The sequence below is a fragment of the Klebsiella sp. LY genome (assembly GCF_004010915.1).
GTDB lineage: Bacteria > Pseudomonadota > Gammaproteobacteria > Enterobacterales > Enterobacteriaceae > Klebsiella > Klebsiella quasipneumoniae.
Genome location: NZ_CP022444.1, coordinates 4196497 through 4219737 on the forward strand (window position 1 = coordinate 4196497; position 23241 = coordinate 4219737).

Consider the following 23241-nt stretch of genomic DNA (forward strand, 5'->3'; position numbering starts at 1 on the left):
ACGGCGAAGTGGATGAGGTATAAGATGAGGAAACCCTATGTCACGTATAGATACGCTGGTCTGTACTGACGCCAGGAAAACAAAATATCGTTTTGTGGTTTTGACGATGATTTTCCTGGTGTATGCCATCAATTACGCCGACAGAACGAATATCGGCGCGGTACTGCCTTTCATCATTGATGAATTTCATATCAATAATTTTGAGGCCGGAGCGATTGCCAGTATGTTTTTCCTCGGCTATGCGGTCAGCCAGATCCCGGCCGGCTTTTTCATCGCCAGACGCGGCACCCGGGGGCTGGTTTCACTATCCATTTTCGGCTTCTCCGCCTTTACCTGGCTGATGGGCACGGTGAGCTCCGTGTTTGGCCTGAAGCTGGTGCGGCTGGGCTTGGGGCTGAGCGAAGGTCCCTGCCCGGTGGGGCTGGCGTCGACGATAAATAACTGGTTTCCGCCGAAAGAGAAAGCCACAGCAACCGGCGTTTACATCGCGGCGACCATGTTTGCGCCGATTATCGTGCCGCCGCTGGCGGTGTGGATTGCGGTGACCTGGGGCTGGCGGTGGGTCTTTTTCTCCTTTGCCATTCCCGGGATCGTGGCGGCGATAGCGTGGTACCTGTTGGTCAAGTCAAAGCCCGCGGAGAGCGGATTTGTATCTCAAAGCGAACTGGCAGAGATCAACGCCGGGCGCGACAGCCATCATAACGACGGTGTACGCGAAAATATATTAATCGCCGATCGCTTCACCTGGCTGGATAAAATTATTCGGGTGAAAAAAATGGCGCCTGTGAATACGGCGAAGGGCTTATTTACCTCAAAAAATATTCTCGGAGACTGCCTGGCCTATTTTATGATGGTCAGCGTGTTATATGGGTTATTAACCTGGATTCCGCTGTATTTAGTGAAAGAGCGCGGTTTCGATGTGATGAGTATGGGCTTCGTGGCCAGTATGCCGTGCATTGGCGGCTTTATTGGCGCGATTGGCGGCGGATGGATTTCGGATAAATTATTAGGCCGCCGGCGTAAACCAACCATGATATTCACAGCGGTATCAACCGTAGTCATGATGTTAATTATGCTAAATATACCGGCAAGCACCCTGGCGGTCTGTATTGGTTTATTCTTTGTCGGTTTCTGTTTGAATATCGGCTGGCCGGCTTTTACCGCCTACGGTATGGCGGTTTCGGATACGAAAACTTATCCCATTGCCTCTTCTATTATAAATAGCGGCGGTAACCTCGGCGGATTTGTAGCGCCGATGGTGGCCGGTTTCTTACTGGATAAGACGGGGAGCTTTAATTCTGTATTTACCTATTTTGGTATCTGCGCCGCATTGGGTTTGGTGGTGATTCTTTTCCTCGATGAGCCACAATAACGAAAATAGATCCTGTTAATTAATATGACGTAATGTCATGGAGTAAAACTATGTTATTAAAAGATAAAGTCGCCATTATTACTGGCGCGGCCTCCGCACGCGGTTTGGGTTTTGCGACTGCGAAATTATTCGCCGAAAACGGCGCGAAAGTGGTCATTATCGACCTCAATGGCGAAGCCAGTAAAACCGCCGCGGCGGCACTGGGCGAAGGCCATCTCGGCCTGGCGGCGAACGTCGCCGACGAAGTGCAGGTGCAGGCGGCCATCGAACAGATTTTGGCGAAATACGGCCGGGTCGATGTGCTGGTCAATAACGCCGGGATCACCCAGCCGCTGAAGCTGATGGACATCAAGCGCGCCAACTATGACGCGGTGCTCGATGTCAGCCTGCGCGGCACGCTGCTGATGTCGCAGGCGGTGATCCCCACGATGCGGGCGCAAAAATCCGGCAGCATCGTCTGCATCTCGTCCGTTTCCGCCCAGCGCGGCGGCGGTATCTTCGGCGGTCCGCACTATAGCGCGGCAAAAGCCGGCGTGCTCGGCCTGGCGCGAGCGATGGCGCGCGAACTTGGCCCGGATAACGTCCGCGTTAACTGCATTACCCCAGGGCTGATTCAGACCGACATCACCGCCGGCAAGCTGACGGACGAGATGACGGCCAATATTCTTGCCGGCATTCCGATGAACCGCCTCGGCGACGCGGTGGACATCGCCCGCGCCGCGCTGTTCCTCGGCAGCGACCTCTCTTCCTACTCCACCGGTATCACCCTGGATGTTAACGGCGGCATGTTAATTCACTAAGCGAGGCACAGAGATGAAGATCACCGAATCACAAAAAGTCGCTGCGGCGGCGTGGCGTATCCGCCGCTACGCCCTGCAAATGGGGGAAGTGCAGGGGCAGGGCTATATTGGCCAGGCGCTGGGGTATGCCGATGTGCTGGCTACCGCCTTCAGCCACGCCATGACCTATCGCCCGGAAGATCCTGAGTGGGAGGGGCGCGATCGGTTCCTGCTTTCTCATGGCCATTACGCTATCGCTTATTATGCCGCGCTGTTGGAGGCGGGCATTATTCCGGAAGCGGAACTGGAAACCTACGGCTCCGACGACAGCCGCCTGCCGATGTCCGGCATGGCGACCTACACGCCGGGGATGGAGATGTCCGGCGGCTCGCTGGGGCAGGGGCTGTCTATCGCCGTCGGCATGGCGCTCGGGCTGCGGCAGAAACAGAGCACAGCCTGGGTCTACAACTCGATGTCCGATGGGGAGCTGGACGAAGGTTCGACCTGGGAAGCGGCGATGTCGGCGGCTCACTATGGCCTGACCAATCTGATTAACCTTGTCGACGTCAACAAACAGCAGGCCGACGGCGATTCACGCAAGATCCTCGGCTTTGAGCCGCTGCAGGATAAATGGGCCGCCTTCGGCTGGTACGTACAGCGCGTAGACGGTAACGATCTGCCGGCGGTGATGGCCGCCTTTGACAACGCGAAAAGTTATTCCGGCAACCAGCCGCGGGTCATTTTATGCGACACGCTGATGGGCAAAGGGGTGCCGTTCCTCGAAACCCGCGATAAGAACCATTTTATTCGCGTCGATGCCGACGAATGGCAAAAAGCGATTGCGGTGCTGGACGCTAACAAACCGGAAGGAGTGCTGTAATGAGCCAGAGTAAACCCCGTTTAAAAACGTCGGCGATGATTGCTTCGATTGCCGATGAAGGCCAGGCGACCGTCTCTGCGCCCTTTGGCGTCGCGCTGTCGAAACTGGCGGCGCAGCGCCCTGAAATCGTCGGTATGACCGCGGACCTGTCAAAATATACTGACCTGCATATTTTCGCCCAGGCCTTCCCGGATCGTTTTTTCCAGATGGGAATGGCGGAGCAGCTGCTGATGGCGGCGGCGGGAGGCATGGCGAAGGAGGGATTTATTCCCTTCGCCACCACCTATGCCGCCTTTGCGACCCGTCGCGCCTATGATTTTATTCATCAGGTGATCGCTGAAGAACATCTGAACGTCAAGATCTGCGCGGCGCTGCCGGGCCTGACGACCGGCTATGGCCCCAGCCATCAGGCCACCGAAGATCTGGCGATCATGCGCGGTATCCCCGGCATGGTCATCGTCGATCCCTGCGATGCGCTGGAGATTGAGCAGGCGGTACCGGCCATTGCCGATCACCAGGGGCCGGTGTATATGCGTCTGCTGCGCGGGAAGGTGCCGCTGGTGCTGGATAAATACGACTATCAGTTCGAACTGGGCAAAGCGAAGCTGCTGGAGGACGGCAACGACGTGCTGATTATCTCCTCCGGGCTGATGACCATGCGCGCCCTGGAGGCGGTTGAAAAGCTGCGGGCCGATAATATCAGCGTGGCGGTCCTGCACGTGCCGACCATCAAACCGCTGGATGAAAAAGCGATTATTGAACAGGCGTCGAAGCCGGGTCGGCTGGTGGTCACCGCCGAAAACCACACCGCTGTCGGCGGGTTAGGGGAGGCTGTGGCCGCCCTGCTGATGCGCAAGGGGGTTCGCTGCGAGATGGATACCGTTGGTCTGCCTGACGCGTTTCTGTTGGCCGGCGCGCTGCCGACCCTCCACGATCGCTACGGCATCTCCACCGCGAAGATCGTCGAAAAGATTAAGTATCGTCTGCGTTAACCGCGCTGCGGCGACGCGCCTGGCCGCTGAGCGCTCTCAGCGGCCTTCTTCCTCCCGCCAGCCAGGCGCGGCATTCTTTTACAGATTTTATGCGGCCTGTCACAAAATCTGCTAGACTGCGCCCCTTCATGGCATTGTGGTTTTTGCCATCTCTTATCGCAATAATCTCCCTGAAAACTACGCCCTTCACCGGGCCGGGGCGGTTCGGAGTTGTTATGTCTTTTGATTCCCTTGGCCTGAATCCCGATATCCTGCGCGCTGTCGCTGAGCAGGGCTACGTTGATCCGACCCCTATCCAGCAGCAGGCGATCCCGGCGGTACTGCAGGGCCGCGACCTGATGGCCAGCGCCCAGACCGGCACCGGTAAAACGGCGGGCTTTACTCTGCCGCTGCTGCAGCGCCTGATCCAGAACGAGCCGCACGCGAAGGGCCGTCGTCCGGTGCGCGCGCTGATCCTGACCCCGACCCGCGAGCTGGCGGCGCAGGTGGGCGAGAACGTGCGGGATTACAGCAAATATCTGAATATTCGCTCGCTGGTGGTGTTCGGCGGCGTGAGTATCAACCCGCAGATGATGAAGCTGCGCGGCGGCGTCGATATCCTCGTCGCCACCCCGGGCCGTCTGCTGGACCTCGAACATCAGAACGCCGTCAGCCTCGATAAAGTGGAAATCCTCGTACTGGATGAGGCGGACCGCATGCTGGATATGGGCTTTATCCATGACATCCGCCGCGTACTGGCTAAACTGCCGCCGCGTCGGCAGAACCTGCTGTTCTCGGCGACCTTCTCCGACGAGATCAAAGGCCTGGCGGAGAAACTGCTGCACAACCCGCTGGAAGTGGAAGTGGCGCGTCGCAACACCGCCTCCGAGCAGATCACCCAGCACGTCCATTTTGTTGATAAGAACCGCAAGCGCGAACTGCTGTCGCAGCTTATCGGCGAAGGCAACTGGCAGCAGGTGCTGGTCTTTACCCGCACCAAGCATGGCGCCAACCACCTCGCGGAGCAGCTCAACAAAGACGGCATCCGCAGCGCGGCGATCCATGGCAACAAGAGCCAGGGGGCGCGTACCCGCGCGCTGGCCGACTTTAAATCCGGCGGCATTCGCGTGCTGGTGGCGACCGATATCGCCGCCCGCGGACTGGATATCGAAGAGCTGCCGCACGTGGTGAACTACGAGCTGCCGAACGTGCCGGAAGATTATGTCCACCGTATTGGGCGTACCGGTCGCGCGGCGGCCACCGGCGAAGCCTTGTCGCTGGTGTGCGTCGATGAGCACAAGCTGCTGCGCGATATCGAGCGCCTGCTGAAAAAAGAGATTCCGCGCATCGCGATTGCCGGCTATGAGCCGGACCCGTCGATTAAAGCCGAACCTATCCAGAACGGTCGCCAGCAGCGCGGCGGCGGTCGTGGTCAGGGGCAGGGACGCGGCGGCCAGGGGCAGGGGCGCAGCGGACAGCCGCGCAGCCAGAGCAGCGCCCCGCGTCGCCAGGACGGCGAGGCGCCGAAAGCGCGCACTCAGGACGGCAAACCGCCGCGCCGCCGTCGCCCGCGTAAGCCGGCTGGCGAATAACAGGCTGATGCCCGGGCCGCGATAACGCGGTTAAGCACGGCTCAGGCCCGTCTGTCCGCTACGCGGCGGCGGGCCTTTTTCTTTCCATTACACTATTTGTCGAGCACGCTTCCACACACAGCAGAAAGCAATACCTCCGGACGGGTAAAAATGGCACAATAGTGGCTGTTTATACAGTATTCAGGTTTTCTCATGGCTTTGACCGCTGCGCTGAAAGCGCAAATCGCCGCCTGGTATAAGGCGCTTCAGGAACAGATCCCAGACTTTATTCCCCGCCCCCCGCAGCGGCAGATGATCGCTGATGTGGCGAAAACCCTCGCCGGGGATGAGGGCAGGCATCTGGCTATCGAAGCGCCGACCGGCGTCGGTAAAACGCTGTCATACCTTATCCCTGGCATTGCCATCGCCCGTGAGGAACAAAAAACGCTGGTGGTCAGCACCGCCAACGTCGCCCTGCAGGATCAAATCTACAGTAAAGACCTGCCGCTGCTGCGCAAGATTATCCCCGACCTGCGCTTCACCGCCGCCTTTGGTCGCGGACGCTACGTCTGCCCGCGCAACCTGGCGGCGCTGGCCAGCACCGAGCCGACGCAGCAGGATCTGCTGGCTTTCCTCGACGACGATCTCACCCCGAACAACCAGGCGGAGCAGAAACTGTGCGCGACGCTGAAGCAGGACCTTGACAGCTATCGCTGGGACGGCCTGCGCGACCATACCGACAAACCCATCGACGATGGACTATGGAGCCGGCTGAGCACCGATAAGGCCAGCTGCCTGAACCGCAACTGCCACTATTATCGCGAGTGTCCGTTCTTTGTGGCGCGGCGGGAAATTCAGGAGGCGGAAGTGGTGGTAGCCAACCATGCGCTGGTGATGGCGGCGATGGAGAGCGAGGCGGTGCTGCCGGAGCCGAAAAACCTGCTGCTGGTCCTTGATGAAGGCCATCATCTGCCGGACGTCGCCCGCGACGCGTTGGAGATGAGCGCCGAGATCACCGCCCCCTGGTTTCGCCTGCAGCTGGATCTGTTTTGCAAGCTGGTGGCTACCTGCATGGAGCAGTTCCGCCCGAAAACCACGCCGCCGCTGGCCAATCCGGAGCGGCTCGCCGGCCATTGCGAAGAGCTGTTCGAGCTGATTGCGTCGTTGAATAATATTCTCAATCTCTACATGCCCGCCGGTCAGGAAGCGGAGCATCGCTTCCCGATGGGCGAACTGCCGCAGGAGGTGATGGAGATCTGCCAGCGGCTGGCGAAGCTCACCGAGACGCTGCGCGGGCTGGCGGAGCTGTTTCTTAACGATCTCAGCGAAAAGACCGGCAGCCATGACGTGGTGCGTCTGCATCGGGTACTGCTGCAGATGAACCGCGCCCTCGGCATGTTTGAAAGCCAAAGCAAGCTGTGGCGTCTGGCGTCGCTGGCGCAGTCCTCTGGCGCGCCGGTGACCAAATGGGCGACGCGGGTAGTGCGAGACGGCCAGATCCACGTCTGGTTCCACTGCGTCGGCATCCGCGTCAGCGATCAGCTTGAGCGGCTGCTGTGGCGCAGCGTGCCGCATATCGTGGTGACGTCAGCGACGCTGCGCTCTCTTAACAGCTTCTCGCGCCTGCAGGAGATGAGCGGCCTGAAGGAAAAAGCGGGTGACCGCTTCGTGGCGCTGGATTCGCCGTTCAACCACGTGGAGCAGGGGAAAATTATTATTCCTCAAATGCGCTATGAACCGTTGATAGATAACGAAGAGCAGCACATTGCCGAGATGGCGGCCTATTTTCGCCAGCAGGTGGAGAGCAAGAAGCATCTCGGGATGCTGGTGCTGTTTGCCAGTGGGCGAGCGATGAATCGCTTCCTGGAGCATGTGACCGACCTGCGTCTGATGCTGCTGGTGCAGGGCGACCAGCCGCGCTACCGGCTGGTGGAGCTGCATCGCAAACGGGTGGAAAGCGGCGAGCGCAGCGTGCTGGTGGGCCTGCAGTCCTTTGCCGAAGGTCTCGATTTAAAAGGCGATCTGTTAAGCCAGGTACATATCCATAAAATCGCCTTTCCGCCCATCGACAGCCCGGTAGTGATCACCGAAGGCGAATGGCTGAAAAGCCTCAATCGTTATCCCTTCGAGGTACAGAGTTTGCCCAGCGCCTCCTTTAATCTTATTCAGCAGGTGGGGCGTTTGATCCGTAGCCATCACTGCTGGGGAGAGGTGGTGATTTACGATAAGCGTCTGTTGACCAAAAACTACGGCGCGCGTCTACTGAACGCGTTACCTGTTTTTCCCATTGAGCAGCCGGGCGTTCCGGAGGTTATAGTAAAACGGAAAGCAAAACAGACAGCAAAACAGACAGGCCGCAAACGTCGCTGACGACGGCGCGTTGCACCAGGGGGAGCCATGGAGTACAGCAAAATTATAAAAGAGGTGGGCCGCGGTAAGAATCATGCCCGCGACCTGGATGAAGAGACCGCCCGTGCGCTCTACGCGCGGATGCTGAACGGCGAGGTGCCGGAGCTGGAGCTGGGAGGAATATTAATCGCCCTGCGCATCAAAGGCGAAGGCGAAGCGGAGATGAAAGGCTTTTACGCCGCGATGCAGCAGCATACGCTGCGCCTGACCCCGCCGGCAGGCAAGCCGATGCCGATCGTTATCCCCAGCTACAATGGCGCGCGCAAGCAGGCGAACCTGACGCCGCTGCTGGCGATGCTCCTGCATAAGCTGGGGTTTCCGGTCGTGGTTCACGGCGTCAGTCACGATCCGACCCGGGTGCTGACCGAGACCATTTTTACCCTGCTGGACATTCCGGCTACCCGGCATGCCGGTCAGGCGCAGGCGCAGCTGGAGGGGCATGAACCGGTGTATATCCCGGTGGGCGCCTTCTGCCCGCCGCTGGAGAAACAGCTGGCGATGCGCTGGCGGATGGGCGTACGCAACAGCGCCCATACGCTGGCCAAACTGGCCACGCCGTTTGGCGAAGGGGAGGCGCTACGCCTCTCCAGCGTGTCGCATCCGGAATATGTTCCCCGGGTGGCGGGCTTCTTTCGCGAGACCGGTGGCCGCGCGCTGCTGATGCACGGTACCGAAGGCGAAGTGTACGCCAACCCGCAGCGCTGCCCGCAGATCAGCCTGATTGATGACCAGGGCGTGCGGGTGCTGTGCGACCGCCAGACCGAGGCGGCGGCGGAAGTTATTCTGCCGGCCTCGAAAGATCCCGAAGTGACCGCGCGCTGGATCGAGCGCTGCGTCGCCGGCGTCGAACCGGTACCCCACTCGCTGAAGATCCAGCTCGCCTGCTGTCTGCTGGCCTGCGGCGAGGTCTCAACCCTGGAGCAGGGTCTCAGCCGCGTCAACGACTGCTGGTGAGCGGATCGGCAGGATAAAAAAAAGCCCGTCCGGTGGCTCGGACGGGCAAGGCAAGGGTATTAAAGGTCTTTTCAGGGTTAATTCAGTGGCTTACAGGGTTGAGTTGCGATTATTTATAGATAACCGCGGTACCGCTCAGTTTGTTGTTGGTGTTAGCGGAAGTGATGCTATAGCCGGTTGCGCCAGCGGCTTCGGCTTTAGCAGCCAGTTTCGCTTCCAGACCATCTAACGTGGTTGCGCCTTGCGCAGACACCACACCGATCTTATTCATGTTTTCAGCCTGAGCGGGGGTAACCGGCTCGGCGGCAAAGGCGCCGAAGGAAAGGGCGGTCAGTGCGATGGCAGCGGCAGCATATTTGATGTTTTTCATAGTTAATCTCTCGCAGGTTGTTCTGTTCAGGGGACGATGTTCCGTCGATGTGATAAGTATCACGCTTTTTTGCGGGAGATAAAATCGAAGGAAATTCACAGTCTTCATCGATTTTTTTGAATGACTAATAATTTACTGATTATTAATAAATTATTTCTGATTCTTTTCGTCTGATGGCGGAGCGAGGGAGACCGGCACGCTTAAGGGCACATATTGCGACATTTATCGCCAAAAAGTGTGCGCGAAAAGATAATGCGAAAAGCTGTCATGAACGGTAAAGGAAAGTCAGCGTAGCTGGCTATCCTTGGAACCACGGCGATTATATCCTGAAAATGTATTGTTATGTAAATCTTTCTCCTGTTGGCACTTCACGCAGTATCTGACGCCAGGAATAGCCTGTCGGCGAGCCTCCGGAATCGGTTCTCCGCATTCATCACAAAATTTGTTGCTTTCGCCGCGTGGAAGCTCGCGGCGGGCGCGAGCCACCGCATCGTCAATGGTGCTGTCGATCTGATCCTGAACGGCGCCGTCGCCTGCCCAACCTGATGCCATCGTCTGCCTCCTGTAAAAGGTTATTGATAAATTATAGCTGAACCGTACAGCCGGTTACCGCTGCTGGCGGCATTGACCCGCCAGGCTATCGCCCCACGGCGGTGGGCCTTATCCGCGAGGGCAGCAACCAGGTCGTCAAGGGTAGGGGCGCCGGAGGCGGAGACGGTGCCGACAGGGCGCAGTGGCCCGTCATAGGGCAGTTCAGGTGTCAGCGGCAGGGAAGAGGCCGCATTGGCCTGAGCGGCAAGCGCAGCGGCAAACAGCAGCGAGGTGATTTTCATCAGCATATCCTCATAAACAGCATGGGACATAGCTTAAGTGTAGGCCTTTCCAGACCGCGCAGCAGGGAATTTTTTATGCAAAAACAAGGCGTTTTGCATGCTACCGGCGCAGGGTAGCGATACTCTGGCCGGTAAATTATTTAGCGGGCGTCCGGGCGGATCATGTCAAAACGCAGGCTGTCATCAATACTGTAATAGGCGCTCGGACCTCCGGCGCGCAGGATCGGCTGAGCGCGGGCGGTTTGATAGATGCCGTTATCCAGCAGTGATTCATCGATATGCACGGCGACCACTTCGCCGAGCACCAGCCATGTATCGACAAGATTGCCGTCGGCGGTGGCGAGCTGAATACATTGCGACAGGCGGCACTCAAAGTTCACCGGGCTCTCCGCCACCCGGGGGGCCTTGACCAGGCGGCTGGCGGCGGCGGTGAGCCCGGCGCGCACGAATTCATCCTCATGGTGCGGGATCGAGGCGGAGGTTTCGTTCATCGCTTCGGCCAGCGGGCGCGTCGCCAGGTTCCAGACGAACTCCTTCGTTTCGACGATATTTCGCACGCTGTCTTTCCAGCCGCTGCTGGCGAAACCAATGATCGGCGGACGATAGTTAAAGCAGTTAAAAAAGCTGTATGGCGCCAGATTATGCTGGCCCTCGGCGTCCTGCGAGGCGATCCAGCCTATCGGGCGAGGCCCGATTATCGCGTTCAGCGGGTCATGCGGCAGGCCGTGGCCCTGCGAAGGTTGATAAAAGTACATGCTGCACCTGTCACGGATAAAGGAGATATCCAGACTCCCTTATTTACCGCGCCGCCGTCAACGGGTATCTTACGCGGCTGTTCAAAGGAGATTGTCATGAAAGCCCAGAAACCGGGGTTACACCCGCGTAACCGCCACCATCAACGCTACGACCTGCCCGCGCTCTGCCAGGCTCATCCTGACCTGCAGGGATACATTACGCTCAATCCGCGGGGTGAGCAGACCATTGATTTTGCCAATCCGCAGGCGGTTAAGGCGTTGAATAAAGCGCTGCTGGCGCATTTCTACGCGGTCAAACACTGGGACATTCCTGACGGTTTTCTCTGTCCGCCGGTGCCCGGGCGGGCCGATTATATTCATCATCTGGCGGATCTGCTGGCCGGGGACAGCGGCGAAGTGCCGAAGCAAGCCACGATCCTCGATATTGGCACCGGCGCCAACCTCATCTATCCCCTGATCGGCGTTCACGAATATGGCTGGCGCTTTACCGGCAGCGAAATCAGCCCGGAAGCCTTCGCCAGCGCGCAGGCGATTGTTAATGGCAACCCGGGATTGACCCGGCAGATCCGTCTGCGTCGGCAAAAAGAGAGCCAGGCCATCTTCCACGGCGTGATCCACAAAAACGAGACCTATGACGCCACCCTGTGCAATCCGCCGTTCCATGACTCCGCAGAGAGCGCCCGGGCGGGCGGCGAGCGCAAGCGCCGCAATCTCGGACTCGGCGCCGACAGCGGGCTTAACTTTGGCGGTCAGCAGCAGGAGCTGTGGTGCGAGGGGGGCGAAGTGGCCTTTATCTCGCAGATGATCCGCGAAAGTCAGGCCTTCGCCCGCCAGGTGAAATGGTTTACCTCGCTGGTGTCGCGCGGCGACAATCTGCCGCCGCTCTACCGCCTGCTGACCGAGGTCGGGGCAGTGAAAGTGGTGAAAAAAGAGATGGCCCAGGGGCAAAAGCAGAGCCGCTTTATCGCCTGGAGCTTTATGGACGACGCCAAACGCCGCCGTCCGTTCTAACTACTCCACGGCCGGGCTGTCGGCGCCCGGCATCGGCAATTGCTGCCAGGTCTGTACCGGGGCGCGAACCCCGGCGCGGTCGAAGTGCTTTTTCACCTGGGTATCAAGGGCAAAGCGCACCGTCCACTGCTTCAGCGGCAAGGTGGTGAAGCTGACGCGCAGCGTAAAGGCGGTATTGCTCAACCCCACCAGCCCGGCGAACGACGGTTCGCCAATGATCAGGCCGCGGATCTCCTCCTGGGCCAGCAGATCGTCCACTGCCGCCTTCAGCGCCTGGCTGGCTTTATCCAGATCCTCATGGCGATCGACGTCATAGTTAGCCACCACCGAGCCAATGCCGCGCACGAAGTTGGCAAAGGTGGTGATCGAGGACCAGGGAATAATGTGATAGGCGCCGGTATCCTGGCGCACCCCCACTGAGCGAATCGACATCCGTTCCACCGTGCCGGTCAAAGGCCCGATGGTGACCAGGTCGCCGGTATTCATCCCGTTCTCAAACTGGATAAAAATGCCGGTGATAATGTCTTTAACCAGGGTTTGCGCGCCGAACGAGATGGCCAGCCCTAACGCCCCGGCGCCCGCTAGCAGCGGCGCGATATTAACCCCAATCTCCGAGAGCAAAATCATCACCGTGATGGTGCTGATCACCACCGCCAGCGCGTTGCGAAACAGGGTTAGCAGCGTACGGGCCCGCGCGCTGGGCAGCGGACGGCCATGGATATCCGAGGCCAGACGGTTTTCGATCAGGCTGGCCAACACCGTCCAGCCGATAGCGGAGAAGAAGAGGATAAGAGCGATACGGATCAGCACATCCACCGTTTTTTGCCCGGCATCGTTGTGCAGCCATTCGCGGAAGTCAAACAGCCCCCAGGCGCTCAGGAGCAGCATAATGGCGACACAGACGGTGAGAATGCGCGCTGCCTTCAGCGAGGCGGAGATCCAGCCGTTCAGCCGCTTTTGCAGCTCAGGATAGTTGCGCTGGGTGGCAGGGGAGAGAGTGATGGTTTTGGCTATCCAGCGCGACAGGATGCCGGACACCAGCGCCGCGCCGCCGATAATCGCCAGGCTGCGCAGGGTGGCGCCCATCATAAATTTCAGGCTGTTGCCTGGGTCGAACAGGGAAAAGAAGAAGAGCACCACAAAGTAGGCGCAGGCCAGCCAGTGCCAGATCAGGGCGAAGGCGCGGATAAACAGGCTAAAAAAGGAGAGCGAGCGGTCAGCCAGATGGATCAGCCCCTGCGTAATCACCGCTTTGTTATGAAAAATCAGATACAGCGCCCACAGCGTAATGCACAGCATGATGATGACGTTAGCCAGCGCGCCGACCTGAACATTCACCTGGTTAGAGATAATCGGCACCGCGACGATCAGGCCGTAGCCGATCAGGCTGCTGAGGGCGCTCAGGCGCAGACTCCAGTAGGAGGCGGCCTCGTCGCTGAGGTTAAAGGGCCTGAGCGCTGGAATGCGCGGGCAGAAAATGAGCCGCAGGATAGCTTTAAAGAACTCGATCAGCGCGAAGGCGTTGAGGAAAAGGCTCTGCTGAAAGGCGATAGTGGGGTTGTTGCCATCCAGACGATCGCTCAACAGCTGACCGACAAACAGGGTCAGCGCCAGCAGCAGCAGATCGATAATAAACGCCCCGGCGATGGTCAACGGCAGCTGGAGCCAGTTTCCGCGATCGCGGTTTTTATGCCGTCCCCATTCGCCCATTTTACGATACAGCGGCAGCGCCGCGAGGCGTACCAGCCACCAGAAGGCAAACACCAGCCCGGCCAGCAGTAAAAAATGCCAGGCGGCGCTGGTAAAGGTTTGTGGATTAAAGGGCTTATGCGGCGAGCCGGTAATATTGCGCCACAGCTGGGAAAAGCGCGATGAGAGCTCATCGCCATATTCCCGGCTGATCTGCGTGACGTTCTCCAGCACGGTGGTCTCTTCTTTCACCGCTGGCGGCGTCAGCGTCGGGGTGCTGTCGGGCGGCGGCGTGGCGGCCGCTTTACGCAGCTGGTCAATGAGCTCCTGGCGGGCGGCGTCGTTGGCCAGCACGTCGGCCAGCGCGGCATAGGCCGCTCTTTTCTGTTCTACATCGGGTTCGCTGGCGCTGGTTTTATCGGCGTTAGCGGTCGGCACGCCGGGCAGGGCGGCGGCGGAAAGCGGGGCAGTAAACAGCGCAGCGAGCAAAAGCAGGATCCACGGCATGGGCACCTCCGTTGCAACGTAAACGGGTAAGTATAGAAGCCGCTGGCGGAAGGGGAGGGAAGAGGAATCTGGAAAGCGGCTCTCTCCGCGAGGGAGAGAGCCGTTGTGGGTCAGGCGACGTGCTGCAGGAATTCGCGCAGACGCGGGCTTGGCGGGTTGTTCACCAACTCCTGTGGATTGCCGTCTTCGGCAATTCGTCCTTTGTCGATAAAGATCAGTCGCGAGGCCACTTTTTCGGCAAAGCCGATTTCGTGGGTCACAATCACCATCGTCATACCCTCTTCCGCCAGATCCTGCATCACCTTGAGCACTTCATGGCGCAGTTCCGGGTCGAGCGCGGAGGTGGGCTCATCAAACAGCATCATCTTCGGCTTCACCGCCAGCGCGCGGGCGATGGCCACACGCTGCTGCTGGCCGCCGGAGAGTTCAGACGGATAGTGATGCGCGCGCTCAGCCAGACCGACTTTCGCCAGCAGATCTTTCGCCAGCTTCTCCGCTGCCTGTTTGCTGGCGCCGCGTACCCGCAGCGGGCCAAACATCACGTTTTCCAGCGCCGTCAGGTGCGGGAACAGGTAAAACTGCTGGAACACCATTCCTGCTTCCTGACGAATCAGACGTTCGTCCACCTTTGGATCGTTGACCTTCAGGCCATCGACAATCAGATCGCCGCTGGTGATCTCTTCCAGTTTATTGATACAGCGCAGCATCGTCGATTTACCGGAGCCGGACGGGCCGATGATGACCACCACTTCACCCTGATTGATTTTCAGAGAGATATCGTGCAGCACCTGGGTTGGGCCAAAGTGCTTGGAGACGTTTTTAAATTCAATCACAGGATTTTCATCCTTCTTTCAAGACGACGCAGAATAAAGCTCAGGACCAGGGTGATGATCAGGTAGATCACGGCAACGGCGCTCCAGATTTCCAGCGCGCGGAAGTTGCCGGCGATGATCTCCTGTCCCTGACGGGTCAGTTCGGCGACGCCGATGACGATGAACAGCGAGGTATCCTTGATGCTGATGATCCACTGGTTGCCCAGCGGCGGCAGCATGCGGCGCAGCGCCAGCGGCAGGATCACGTGGCGAATGGTTTCGCGACGCGACAGGCCGAGCGCCAGGCCCGCTTCGCGGAAGCCTTTATGAATGGAGAGCACCGCGCCGCGGGTAATTTCCGCGATATAGGCGCCCGAGTTAATCATGATGGTCACTACCGCCGCGGAGAAGGGGTCAATGCGCAGATCGCTAAAGGCCATCGGCAGCGCAAAGTAGATGAACATAACCTGCACCACAATCGGGGTGCCGCGAATGATTTCAATAAACACCAGCGCGATGTGGTTGGCGATCCAGCCGCCGAAGCAGCGGGCGAAACCGGCCACCAGACCGATGATCAGGCCGCCGGCCAGGCCGAGGACGGAAATCCACAGCGTCATTTTGGCGCCTTCCAGCAAAATCGGAATGGCGGGCCAGATGGCACTCCAGTCAAACTGCATAATACGTTCCTGTTACCGTGTCGAGAGCAGAGGAAAGCCTCCGCCAAAATACGGTCTTCCGCAGCGTCTGTGCCGGAAGACCGTTGTGATGTCGCCGGGCCTGCGCCCGGCGAAGGACATTTTTATTATTTTGGTTCAGTGCCGAACCATTTTTTATAAATTTCGTTGTAGGTGCCGTTCTCGCGCAGCGTTTTCAGCGCACCGTTCACTTTCTCACGCAGCTCGTCGCTGCCTTTCGGGAAGGCGATACCGTAGTTTTGCGCTTCCAGTGATTCACCTACCGCTTTGAATTTGCCGTTGCCCGCAGTTTTGATGAAGTAGAGGATGTTCGGCGTATCGTGCAGGACGGCATCCGCGCGGCCGGTACCCAGCTCCATATAGGCGTTATCGATGTTCGGGAACTGACGCAGATCTTTGGTTTTGATATTAGCTTTCGCGTAGTCAACGGAGCCGGTGCCGCTCTTCACCGCGACCACTTTGCCGTTCAGATCTTTCACATCTTTGATGTCGTTATTATTGGCGTTGACCATCACCAGCAGGCCGCTTTTGTAGTAGCCGTCAGAGAAGTCGATGGCTTTTTTACGCTCGTCGGTAATGGTGATCCCCGCCAACGCCAGATCGATATTTTTGGTTTGCAGCGCCGGGATAATGCCGCTGAAGTCCATCGGCTTCAGGGTGTAGTCGAGCTTCAGCTCTTTGGCGATGGCCGCCCACAGGTCAACGTCAAAACCCACATACTTATCGCCTTGCTTAAATTCGAACGGGACGAACGCCGTATCGGTGGCGACAACCAGGGTCTTATTGGCGGCATGGGAAGAAACCGCAAAAGCCAGGGTCAGTGCAGCCAGTGAAACTTTAAATACAGACTTCATAGCATTTCCTTTTATATCCACGGGACGATCCCCTGCGAGAACGACTAGCCTAATGAAAAAATCGTGCCACTTTTACAACCTGTTGTTTTTAAACAAACGAAGCGGTAGCCGCTGCACAATATCGATCATTTCAGGCAAAGAGTGCACCATAACGGGGCGTTATTTTGGTGCATCCTGTGGTCGCTGAATAACGAGCCCATTTTTAGCGCAAACCCTGATGGGAAAACAATCTCGGTGTAACGATTGTGTGAGGTGATTATTACAATTGTTTTACTTTTGTGCGCATTTTCATCAATTTGACGCCCTGAAATGGTGCAAGGGCAGCGGGTGAGGGAAAGGCGGAGGGGAAAAACAGCAAGGGTTGGGATGGGAAAGCAAAGGCGCCGTCGACCGCGCTGCGGCCGACGGCAAAGCCTTACTCGATGTTCGCTTCAATAAACCACAGGAATTTATCCAGGTCGCGGGAAGCGGCGGTGAAGATATCTGCGGTATCTTCGTCTTTGGCTTCACCGATCGCTTTGCGCACATCGTTCGCCACTACCGCGTAACGGTCCGCCAGCGCTTTCAGGTGATCCTGAACATGATGGATATCCAGCGGATAGCTCTGCAGCGGGGTTTTGCTGTTGATCACCTGAGTGGTGCCCAGGGCGACGCCGCCCAGCTGTACGGCGCGCTCCGCCATGGTATCCAGATGCTCAGTGAGCGCGGTACGGAAGCCATCCAGCATCTCGTGCACGGCGATAAAGTTCGCACCGCGCATATTCCAGTGTGCCTGTTTGGTGATAAGGGACAGGTCAATGAACTGGATCACCTGGCGATTCAACAGCTCAATGGTCGCTTTCTTTTCGCTGTCAGCGACATCGTTGCGGGTATAGACCAGATTAGATGCTTTTGATTTAACCAGTTTAGCGGTACTCATCGTTTCATATCCTCTTGATATTGATGCTCGTCACACTTCAAAGCTGAATGATGTGGAGCGTTGTCCCAGGTAACTTCGGGACTAAGTATAGCAAGGGTTTTAAAGTATGAGGCATCGGCAGGCCATATTACTCCGATAGCGTAAAGTGGTTGGCTATTTGAAAAAGCAAGCTAAGTCAGAAGGTTAGCGGAGGCTGGCGGGCCCGTAACTCGCGCGGGCCGCCGCCGTAACAGAATGTTAATTGATATCGACTTGCTTAATTTTGCTCTGCCGCTGCATGGTCAGCGTGGCGCCCATTGAGGCGATGATAATAGCGCCCAGCGCCAGGGTCTGGGAGAGATTCAGGGTTTCGCCGAGGAAGACCATACCGGACAGGGCGGCTAGCGCCGGCTCGAGGCTCATCAGCGTGCCGAAGGTGCGCGTCGGCAGGCGCGTCAGGGCCATCATCTCCAGGGAGTAGGGGAGTGCAGTGGAGAGAATGGCAATCCCCAGCCCCAGGGGCAGCAGCGACCATTGCCACAGCGTATCGGTAGCTTGCGCCATGCCTAACGGGACAAAGACCAGCGAGGCGATAAGCGACCCCATCGCCACCGTGGCTGGACCATGCTCCTCGCCCGCGCGCTGGCCGGTCAGAATATAGACCGCCCAACAGGCTCCGGCGCCGAGAGCGAACAGGGCGCCGGTTAAATCTACCTGCGCCACGTTCTGGCCCAGCGGCAGGAGATACCACAGCCCGAGGATCGCCAGCGCCACCCAGACAAAATCCAGCGGGCGGCGCGAGCCGAAAAGCGCCACCGCCAGCGGGCCGGTAAACTCGAGGGCTACCGCCACGCCGAGCGGAATACGCTGCAGGGATAAATAAAACAGATAGTTCATCGCCCCGAGCGCCAGGCCGTACAGCAGCAGCGGCACGCGCTGGGCCGGAGAGAAACGCAGCCGCCAGGGCTTGAACACCACCACCAGGATCAGCGTCCCGAGCGCCAGGCGCAGGGCGGTAACCCCCGGGGCGCCGACCACCGGGAACAGCGATTTGGCGAGCGATGCGCCGCTCTGAATCGAGGTCATAGCGATTAAAATCACCACTATTGGCAACCATGCCGCCGCTTTTCGGGATGGACCGGGCATCCTTTCTCCTGTCAGTTTTTGTCAAAAGGGGTAAAAGTTCCAGTGTACTGGAATTAGCTGCTGACGGTTGAGCTAATGTTGAAAAAAACAGGGGCAAAAACAGTACAATGGCGAACGTTGCTGAGAAATTCACCAGGTGATTAGGATTAATCTGGATGCTTGCGAATTTCTTAATGAGCGTTAAACTGTAAGTTAACGCCAAAAACTGTTGTTTTCCATATTGTTATAGAAATATGGAAACTTTTGGTTACATGAAAAAGTATGTTAGACAATGTAAACTCCAAAGAGTTTCCCAAAAGTTTTTGATATATTTAAGGCTTAGGACTTATTAGAAACACATTTGAGGTGGTTATGAATAAAATTGCACGTCTTTCAGCACTGGCCGTTGTTCTGGCTGCATCCGTAGGTACCACTGCATTTGCTGCAACTTCTACTGTAACCGGCGGTTACGCGCAGAGCGACATGCAGGGTAAAGCGAACAAAGCTGGCGGTTTCAACCTGAAATACCGTTACGAGCAAGATAACAACCCGCTGGGTGTTATCGGTTCCTTCACCTACACCGAGAAGGATAACAACAGCAACGGTACTTATAACAAAGGTCAGTACTACGGCATCACCGCAGGTCCGGCTTACCGTCTGAACGACTGGGCAAGCATCTACGGCGTAGTGGGTGTTGGTTACGGTAAATTCCAGAACAACAACTTCCCTAATAAATCCGATATGAGCGACTACGGTTTCTCCTACGGTGCTGGTCTGCAGTTCAACCCGATCGAAAACGTTGCCCTGGACTTCTCCTACGAGCAGTCTCGTATTCGTAACGTTGACGTCGGCACCTGGATTGCTGGCGTGGGTTACCGCTTCTAATCACTCCGGTGATATAAAAAATCCGCCTTCCGGGGCGGATTTTTTTTGCCTGGCGATCGCCAGCCCGGCCGGTTGGCCGGCGCTGATCGCGTCGTTTTAGTTGATGGTGAACTCATCGCTGCCGAGGTGTGAATAGTCTACCTTCTGCAGCTGGAAGTTGGTGATATACACCGGGCCGGCCTTCTGCTCAGAGATAAACCGATAGCGCGGGGCGATTTCCGCCGCCTTGATTCCGGTCCATTGCGAGAAGAAGCTGAGGAAATCATTCGCCGAGCGCTGCGCCTTAATCACTTTATGCGCTTTGTCATCGCTGGAGAGCACCATAAACGGCACCTGGAAGTTCTGCTGGAACTTATCGTCGTGCGCCAGATACTGCACCTCTTTGCCTCGCTCCTTGAACGCCAGGCCATGATCGGAAAAGTAGGTCAGGGAAAAGGTGGCACCGGAATTTTGCAACTGACTGTAGAGCTTAGCCAGCAGGGTATCGGTTTGCGTCATGCTGTAGAGATAGCAGGAGGTCTCTTTCGACTGGACGAAAACCGTGTATTTGCCTTTGGTCCGGTCGCAGGCCTGCGGGTGCGAGCCCATCAGGTGCAGAACAATCAGCTGCGGCTGGGTGCGCTGGGTGGAGAGCACCTGCTCGGTCAACTTGAGTAACTGCTCGTCCTGGGTGTTTTTATTGGCTTCGAAATCGCCGTTTTTCAGGAACTGCACTTCATCCGCCCGTTTGGCGATACTGGCGATAGCGGTGTCGTACTCGCCGATCTGTCCCTGATTGGAGAACCACCAGGTCTGGAAACCGGCGCGGTTGGCGAGGGTGACAAAGTTATCCTGAAACTGCGGTTTGCCATCGACCACCCGGTTAAGCGTCAGGCCGAGGGATTTTTGCGTCGAGCCGCTGGCGGCGACGTAGTTGTTAAACAGATACCCGTTCACCGAACTGGCAAACGGCGTGTTATCCCAGTGGCCGCCGAAGGCGCCGAGGGCGTCGCGGCGGGCGCTTTCACCGATCACCACCACATAGAGATGGTACTTCGGCTTCACCGCCAGCACGTGCCAGCTGTCTTTCATGCCGGCCAGCTGCGCCATCCGCGCCTGCTCGTCCAGCACCTCGTTATTATTCACCACCACGTCTTTGACAAAACGGAAGGCCGGGTAACCGGTATCGATCACCTTGAATACCCCGCCCCAGGCGAGATTTTGCACCGGCTGGAGAAAAAAGATCCCGATGCTGAACAGCAGGCCCAGGGTCTCCATTTTTCCCCAGCGGGTCTGCTCGACGATCCTGCGGCGGACCGCAATGATCCCCAGCGCGAAGATAAATACCGCCAGCAGATAGTTGTACCACGGGAAGATAGTGAGAATTTCCGTGGACTCTTCCACGTTGGTGGCGTGCAGCGCCAGCAGGGTGTTGAAGTTGGGCGCGCCGTAAGCCTGGCCAAACGGGTAGTAGAGGGCCGCCAGTAGAGAATAGGCGCCGACCACCCCTTTCTGCACGCGCGGAAAGGCGCGCCACAGAAGATGTAACACGCAGGTAAATGCCACGGTATAGAGCAGGCTAAATTCATAGCCCAGCGCCAGGTTAATCAACAGCGATTGTAAAAAGTAGAATCCTGTCCATGGGTTCAGTGCCAGTCGGCGGGCGACCAGCGTATCTTTCAGGGTGGTGACATTCATAGTAAACAATCAAAAAGAGGCCATGCGCATCCCCTGGCGTCAAGGGGTAAAACCTGCTGGACAGTGCGTGAAGAGGGTCTCTGCGAGCCGCGAATGTGGCAGGGCTGTGCAAAGATAGGGCTTGTAAATGGTAAGGTCAACCAGACATAACAGATTGTTTTGCGAGGGCGCTTACAAAACTTGAAAAAAGGTGGGGGGAACGGGATAAACCGGTCAGTTTAGCGGCGGATGATGACAGAAAAATGAAGCGGCGTACCGCGACGCCTCCTCAGGAATGGGGTTTGTCCTGCTGCGGTTTACCGTTGATCATCTCGCACAGCATACCGAGCAGCATTAAGCGTACTTTAAAGGGGGAATGACTAAACACGTTTAAGCACCTCTTGAATTCGTTCATCTGCTCTCCTCCTGCCTGTTCGCTCCATCATTCCCTGATGGATGTTTGCATTATATACAGATATAGCACAGGCTATATTTTATAGCTATGGCTAAAACGTTAAATTTTTGTGCTCTTGGCGCAATCCATTACAATGTGGATCTTTTTATATGATGCTTGACGCGTCACACGAATGAGGAAGCACAATGAACCGTCGCGCAGGTAAGCCAATAACAAAAAAAGTGACGCAGTTGGTAAATGTTGAAGAGCACGTTGAAGGATTCCGCCAGGTGCGGGAAGCGCATCGGCGCGAGCTGATTGACGACTATGTTGAACTGATTTCCGATCTCATCCGCGAGGTGGGCGAGGCGCGTCAGGTGGATATGGCCGCCCGGCTGGGGGTCTCGCAGCCCACCGTCGCCAAGATGCTCAAACGGCTGGCCAGCGTCGGCCTTATCGAACAGATCCCGTGGCGCGGCATATTCTTAACGGCGGAGGGTGAGAAGCTGGCCCAGGAGAGCCGCGAGCGCCATCAAATCGTGGAGAACTTCCTGCTGGCTATCGGCGTCAGCCCGGAGATTGCCCGCCGCGATGCGGAGGGAATGGAGCATCACGTGAGCGAGGAGACGCTGGCGATGTTCCTGAAATTTACCCAAACACAGGGATCTCAGGAAGCATGACTCTTCCCTTCGTCCAGTCGCTGCTGCGCGACCGTTTTCTCCATCTGCTGCTGATTATCGCCTGCGTACTCAGCGTGATGGTGCCGTTTGTCCCGGCAAGCTGGCCGGCGGCCATTGACTGGCATACTATCATCACCCTCAGCGGCCTGATGCTGTTGACCAAGGGGATTGAACTGAGCGGTTATTTTGACGTGCTGGGGCGTAAAATGGCCCGCCGCTTTGTCACCGAACGCCAGCTGGCTATGTTTATGGTGCTGGCGGCGGCGCTGCTATCCACCTTCCTCACCAACGACGTCGCGCTGTTTATCGTGGTGCCCCTGACCCTGACGCTGAAGAAGTGGTGCGCCATCCCGGTGAACCGGCTGATTATTTTCGAAGCGCTGGCGGTGAACGCCGGGTCGCTGCTGACGCCGATCGGCAACCCGCAGAATATCTTACTGTGGGGACGCTCCGGTCTCTCTTTCCCTGGATTCATCGGCCAGATGCTACCGCTGGCGGCGGCAATGATGCTGACCCTGCTGGCGCTGTGCTGGTTCTGTTTCCCGGCAAACCGGCTCAACTACCAGAGTAGCGATAAGGCGCCATCGTGGCAGCCAAAGCTGGTCTGGAGCTGTCTGGGATTGTATCTGGTGTTCCTGACCGCGCTGGAGATGAATCAGGCGCTGTGGGGGCTGGCGCTGGTGCTGCTGGGCTTCCTGATACTGGCCCGGGCGGTGATCGTCCATGTGGACTGGTCGCTGCTGCTGGTGTTTATGGTGATGTTTATCGACGTCCATCTGCTGACTCAGCTTCCGGCGCTGCACCAGGTGCTGAGCGGGGTCGGGACGCTCTCCGGCGGTGGACTGTGGCTGACCGCCATCGGCCTGTCGCAGGTGATCAGCAATGTGCCCTCGACCATTCTGCTGCTCAACTATGTCCCGCCGTCGATCCTGCTCGCCTGGGCGGTTAACGTGGGCGGCTTTGGTCTGCTGCCGGGCTCGCTGGCCAATATCATCGCGCTGCGCATGGCAGGCGATCGGCGGATCTGGTGGCGTTTCCATCTCTACTCCATTCCCATGCTGCTGTGGGCGGCCCTTACCGGCTATTGGCTCTTCAAACTCTGCGCCTGATTTCCGCAGCGGTACGCCGCCCTCCACGCCGT

Annotated in this window: 23 protein-coding genes; 11 read left to right on the top strand and 12 right to left on the bottom strand. The window is 57.7% G+C overall.

Annotation, left to right across the window (positions count from 1 at the left end):
- Positions 1–37: 37 nt before the first annotated feature.
- The 7 genes from CE636_RS23565 (at position 38) to ybiB (ending at position 8936) form a co-directional block, all read left to right on the top strand.
- Complete coding sequence (locus CE636_RS23565) at positions 38–1372, top strand: MFS transporter (RefSeq protein WP_017900163.1); 1335 nt, start codon at positions 38–40, stop codon at positions 1370–1372.
- Positions 1373–1422: 50 nt separating this feature from the next.
- The gene (locus tag CE636_RS23570) at positions 1423–2172 is read left to right on the top strand and encodes an SDR family NAD(P)-dependent oxidoreductase (RefSeq protein WP_017900162.1); all 750 of its coding nucleotides are present in this window, start codon (positions 1423–1425) and stop codon (positions 2170–2172) included.
- Positions 2173–2185: 13 nt separating this feature from the next.
- Positions 2186–3031 carry a transketolase gene (locus tag CE636_RS23575; protein ID WP_017900161.1) on the top strand — a complete coding sequence of 282 codons (846 nt, stop codon included), beginning with the start codon at positions 2186–2188 and terminating at the stop codon, positions 3029–3031.
- Entirely contained in the window at positions 3031–4023 is a 993-nt protein-coding gene (locus tag CE636_RS23580; RefSeq protein ID WP_017900160.1) for a transketolase family protein, read from the top strand. The genes CE636_RS23575 and CE636_RS23580 overlap by 1 nt, the downstream gene beginning before the upstream one ends.
- Before the next feature lie 215 nt (positions 4024–4238).
- Positions 4239–5594: an ATP-dependent RNA helicase RhlE gene (gene rhlE / locus CE636_RS23585; protein WP_017900159.1), complete on the top strand. Its 1356-nt coding sequence runs from the start codon at positions 4239–4241 to the stop codon at positions 5592–5594.
- 192 nt (positions 5595–5786) lie between these two features.
- Positions 5787–7943, top strand: coding sequence for an ATP-dependent DNA helicase DinG (dinG, locus tag CE636_RS23590; RefSeq protein WP_017900158.1), 2157 nt, complete (start codon positions 5787–5789; stop codon positions 7941–7943).
- Between the two features lie 27 nt (positions 7944–7970).
- Positions 7971–8936: a DNA-binding protein YbiB gene (gene ybiB, locus CE636_RS23595; protein WP_004886183.1), complete on the top strand. Its 966-nt coding sequence runs from the start codon at positions 7971–7973 to the stop codon at positions 8934–8936.
- A gap of 109 nt (positions 8937–9045) precedes the next feature.
- Here ybiB and ybiJ read toward each other — a convergent pair whose 3' ends face one another.
- The 4 genes from ybiJ to CE636_RS23615 all read right to left on the bottom strand — a co-directional run bounded on the left by ybiJ (position 9046) and on the right by CE636_RS23615 (position 10894).
- Positions 9046–9306: a DUF1471 family protein YbiJ gene (gene ybiJ, locus CE636_RS23600; RefSeq protein WP_017900157.1), complete on the bottom strand. Its 261-nt coding sequence runs from the start codon at positions 9304–9306 to the stop codon at positions 9046–9048.
- A 285-nt stretch (positions 9307–9591) separates the two neighbouring features.
- Positions 9592–9858: a DksA/TraR family C4-type zinc finger protein gene (locus CE636_RS23605; RefSeq protein WP_002895824.1), complete on the bottom strand. Its 267-nt coding sequence runs from the start codon at positions 9856–9858 to the stop codon at positions 9592–9594.
- A 20-nt stretch (positions 9859–9878) separates the two neighbouring features.
- Entirely contained in the window at positions 9879–10139 is a 261-nt protein-coding gene (locus CE636_RS23610) for a DUF1471 domain-containing protein (protein ID WP_025999233.1), read from the bottom strand.
- Between the two features lie 140 nt (positions 10140–10279).
- Complete coding sequence (locus tag CE636_RS23615) at positions 10280–10894, bottom strand: flavin reductase family protein (RefSeq protein ID WP_004886190.1); 615 nt, start codon at positions 10892–10894, stop codon at positions 10280–10282.
- Positions 10895–10990: 96 nt separating this feature from the next.
- Between CE636_RS23615 and rlmF the strand changes: the two genes are divergently transcribed.
- Positions 10991–11905, top strand: a complete 915-nt coding sequence (gene rlmF, locus CE636_RS23620) for a 23S rRNA (adenine(1618)-N(6))-methyltransferase RlmF (RefSeq protein WP_017900155.1) — start codon at positions 10991–10993, stop codon at positions 11903–11905.
- On the opposite strand, the gene ybiO is transcribed toward rlmF, so the two are convergent.
- The 6 genes from ybiO to rhtA form a co-directional block, all read right to left on the bottom strand.
- Positions 11906–14101, bottom strand: coding sequence for a mechanosensitive channel protein (ybiO, locus tag CE636_RS23625; RefSeq protein WP_004886194.1), 2196 nt, complete (start codon positions 14099–14101; stop codon positions 11906–11908).
- A 110-nt stretch (positions 14102–14211) separates the two neighbouring features.
- Complete coding sequence (gene glnQ / locus CE636_RS23630; protein ID WP_004212183.1) at positions 14212–14934, bottom strand: glutamine ABC transporter ATP-binding protein GlnQ; 723 nt, start codon at positions 14932–14934, stop codon at positions 14212–14214.
- A complete protein-coding gene (gene glnP, locus CE636_RS23635) occupies positions 14931–15590 on the bottom strand; it encodes a glutamine ABC transporter permease GlnP (protein ID WP_002895837.1) in 660 nt (219 codons plus the stop codon). Before glnP ends, glnQ begins: the two co-directional genes overlap by 4 nt.
- Before the next feature lie 125 nt (positions 15591–15715).
- Complete coding sequence (glnH, locus tag CE636_RS23640) at positions 15716–16462, bottom strand: glutamine ABC transporter substrate-binding protein GlnH (protein WP_004886198.1); 747 nt, start codon at positions 16460–16462, stop codon at positions 15716–15718.
- A 415-nt stretch (positions 16463–16877) separates the two neighbouring features.
- Positions 16878–17381 carry a DNA starvation/stationary phase protection protein Dps gene (dps, locus tag CE636_RS23645; RefSeq protein WP_004886200.1) on the bottom strand — a complete coding sequence of 168 codons (504 nt, stop codon included), beginning with the start codon at positions 17379–17381 and terminating at the stop codon, positions 16878–16880.
- 237 nt (positions 17382–17618) lie between these two features.
- On the bottom strand, positions 17619–18506 hold the full coding sequence (gene rhtA / locus CE636_RS23650; protein WP_004886203.1) for a threonine/homoserine exporter RhtA: 888 nt from the start codon (positions 18504–18506) through the stop codon (positions 17619–17621).
- A 351-nt stretch (positions 18507–18857) separates the two neighbouring features.
- Here rhtA and ompX point away from each other — a divergent pair, with 351 nt between their 5' ends.
- On the top strand, positions 18858–19370 hold the full coding sequence (gene ompX / locus CE636_RS23655) for an outer membrane protein OmpX (RefSeq protein ID WP_004886207.1): 513 nt from the start codon (positions 18858–18860) through the stop codon (positions 19368–19370).
- Between the two features lie 96 nt (positions 19371–19466).
- Here the strand turns inward: ompX and CE636_RS23660 are convergent, their stop codons facing one another.
- Together CE636_RS23660 and mntS are read right to left on the bottom strand one after the other, a co-directional pair.
- Positions 19467–21047: a phosphoethanolamine transferase gene (locus CE636_RS23660; protein ID WP_004886211.1), complete on the bottom strand. Its 1581-nt coding sequence runs from the start codon at positions 21045–21047 to the stop codon at positions 19467–19469.
- A 268-nt stretch (positions 21048–21315) separates the two neighbouring features.
- On the bottom strand, positions 21316–21441 hold the full coding sequence (gene mntS, locus CE636_RS23665) for a manganase accumulation protein MntS (RefSeq protein ID WP_004886214.1): 126 nt from the start codon (positions 21439–21441) through the stop codon (positions 21316–21318).
- Positions 21442–21626: 185 nt separating this feature from the next.
- Between mntS and mntR the strand changes: the two genes are divergently transcribed.
- Together mntR and CE636_RS23675 are read left to right on the top strand one after the other, a co-directional pair.
- Positions 21627–22100, top strand: a complete 474-nt coding sequence (gene mntR, locus CE636_RS23670) for a manganese-binding transcriptional regulator MntR (RefSeq protein WP_004886216.1) — start codon at positions 21627–21629, stop codon at positions 22098–22100.
- Entirely contained in the window at positions 22097–23209 is a 1113-nt protein-coding gene (locus CE636_RS23675) for an anion transporter (protein WP_004886219.1), read from the top strand. The genes mntR and CE636_RS23675 overlap by 4 nt, the downstream gene beginning before the upstream one ends.
- The last annotated feature ends 32 nt before the right edge of the window (positions 23210–23241 follow it).